The organism is Pseudomonadota bacterium (assembly GCA_039024915.1).
Taxonomy (GTDB): domain Bacteria; phylum Pseudomonadota; class Alphaproteobacteria; order Rhizobiales; family MH13; genus MH13.
Window position 1 is genome coordinate 1 of sequence record JBCCPK010000030.1, and the last position, 2,312, is coordinate 2,312.

General features: G+C 60.3%; 3 protein-coding genes. 2 read left to right on the forward strand and 1 reads right to left on the reverse strand.

Features of this window, described 5'->3' with window-relative positions:
- The coding region (locus AAF739_18090) for a M23 family metallopeptidase (protein ID MEM6384579.1) at positions 1–695 on the reverse strand (695 nt) is incomplete at its 3' end.
- Positions 696–778: 83 nt separating this feature from the next.
- Here AAF739_18090 and leuB point away from each other — a divergent pair.
- On the forward strand, positions 779–1,891 hold the full coding sequence (gene leuB, locus AAF739_18095; GenBank protein ID MEM6384580.1) for a 3-isopropylmalate dehydrogenase: 1,113 nt from the start codon (positions 779–781) through the stop codon (positions 1,889–1,891).
- A gap of 28 nt (positions 1,892–1,919) precedes the next feature.
- On the forward strand, positions 1,920–2,312 hold a 393-nt coding region (locus AAF739_18100), incomplete at its 3' end, for a DUF4174 domain-containing protein (GenBank protein ID MEM6384581.1).

Genomic DNA, 2,312 nt, shown 5'->3' on the forward strand with positions numbered 1-2,312 from the left:
CCGGTCTTGATGACGGCAGACGACGCCGAGACGATCTGTGTACGTGCCGCGCCATCCCACAGGCTGGCGCTGGTGCTTGCATTGGGGTTGCAGCTGCGTCCGATGCTGGCACCCGTGATCGGGTCCACCACGCCCTTGCCGCGCCGCACGGTAACGTGGACATGAGGGAAGGCCGTCATGCCCGACAAACCCATGCGCCCCACCACCTGGCCGCGCCCGACGCGCTCACCTTTCTTCACCGTCACGCTGCCCTTTGCGAGGTGACAAATCTGAGTGGTCCACGCGTTGCCGTGGTCGATGACGAGACCGTTGCCACATTCGCGCCCCTTCACGGCGGCGCGGTCTGCGGGTGTGACCATCAGCCTGTCGTCCATATCATTGCGCAAACCTAACACGGTGCCCGACGCCATGGCACGAATATCGATGCCCTTCTTCATGTCGGCTATAGTCGCAACGCGAATGTCAGTCCCTTTATGCGTGTCGAAGGTCGCCGCACCGCAAAACGGGTCCTTGCGATCGGGCCCCGTATCGAGGTCGACCAGATTCTGCACCCAGCAACTGCGCCCGATCTCACAATCCATCGGCATGGAAAGACTCGGTGCACCCGCATTCTGCGCAATTGCCGGCCCAGTAAATGCGGCCAATCCCAGCGCTGCAGCAAGTGCGAAAGGGATCTTGTGTCGGGTATGGGCCATGGGTGCGATCTCCAACCTTGAACGAAACTGGTCATGGTTCTAAGCCACCATCAGTTCACACGAGACTAAGAGCCCAAAGCATCATGGCCAACCGCAAACTCTTCCTTCTGCCCGGCGACGGGATCGGCCCCGAAGCCTTCGACGAGGTCCGCAAGATCCTCGATTATATGAACAAGGCGGAAGGCGCAGGCTTCGAAACCGATGAAGGCTTGGTCGGCGGCGCAGCCTACGATGCCCATGGCGAGAGCATCTCAGACGCAGACATGGAAAAAGCCATGGCAGCCGATGCCGTGTTGTTCGGCGCGGTGGGCGGGCCCAAATGGGACAACGTGCCTTACGAGCAGCGCCCGGAAGCAGGCCTGCTCCGCTTGCGTAAAGATATGGGTCTATACGCCAACCTTCGCCCCGCCATCTGCTATCCGGCTCTCGCCAATTCCTCTTCTTTGAAGAAGGAACTGGTGGAAGGTCTCGATATTCTGATCCTGCGCGAACTGACCGGCGGTGTGTATTTCGGAGAGCCGAAAACCATCGAAGATCTCGGCAACGGGCAGAAGCGCGCCATCGATACGCAGGTCTATGACACCTATGAGATCGAGCGTATTTCCGCGATGGCTTTTGAACTTGCGCGCACCCGTTCCAATCGCGTCTGTTCGATGGAAAAGCGCAACGTTATGAAATCCGGTGTGCTGTGGAACGAGGTCGTCACCGAGACCCACAAGCGCGGCTATGAAGATGTGGAATTGTCCCACATGCTGGCCGACGCTGGCGGCATGCAGCTGGTGCGTGCGCCGAAACAGTTCGACGTGATCGTCACAGACAATCTCTTCGGCGACATGCTGTCGGACGTCGCCGCCATGCTCACCGGTTCACTCGGAATGCTACCCTCAGCATCACTGGGTGCGCCGGACGAGCAGACTGGCAAGCGCAAGGCGATGTACGAGCCCGTCCACGGCTCCGCACCGGACATCGCAGGCCAGGGCATCGCCAACCCAATCGCCATGATCGCGTCACTTGCCATGTGCCTGCGTTATTCCTTCGAGATGATCGAGGAAGCCAACCGCCTGGAGGGTGCCATCGCCAAAGTGCTCGATGATGGCCTGCGCACAGGCGACATCATGAGCGATGGAATGCAGCAAGTCGGCACCGTAGAAATGGGCGCAGCTGTGCTGGAGGCCTATAAGGCCGCAGGCGCATAATCTCGACAGCGGGACCAACGCACACCATATGAAGGGCATGAAACATGTTGTCTCGACCCTTCTGGCAGGCTTTCTGATGGCCTTGGCGTCCACCGGCCCCGCCGCCGCAGACCCGCTCGCGGAGCTTCAGTGGAAGAACCGCGTGCTGTTACTCTTTGCAAAATCACGCAGTGATGCCTCCCTAGACCGGCAGGTAGATCTACTGCGCGACTACCGCACGGAGCTGCGTGAACGCGACCTGATCGTGCTGCGAACTGCAGGGCGCGAAGAAACCCGCGCCGCCATAGGCTATACCGATCTCGGCCGCGGCACCGCCCGGCAGCTGCGCCAGCGTTTCGCCCCCGAATCCAGTCGGCTCACCGTTATTCTGGTCGGCAAAGACGGGCAGGAGAAAAAACGTTGGAACCGATTGGTTCAGCCG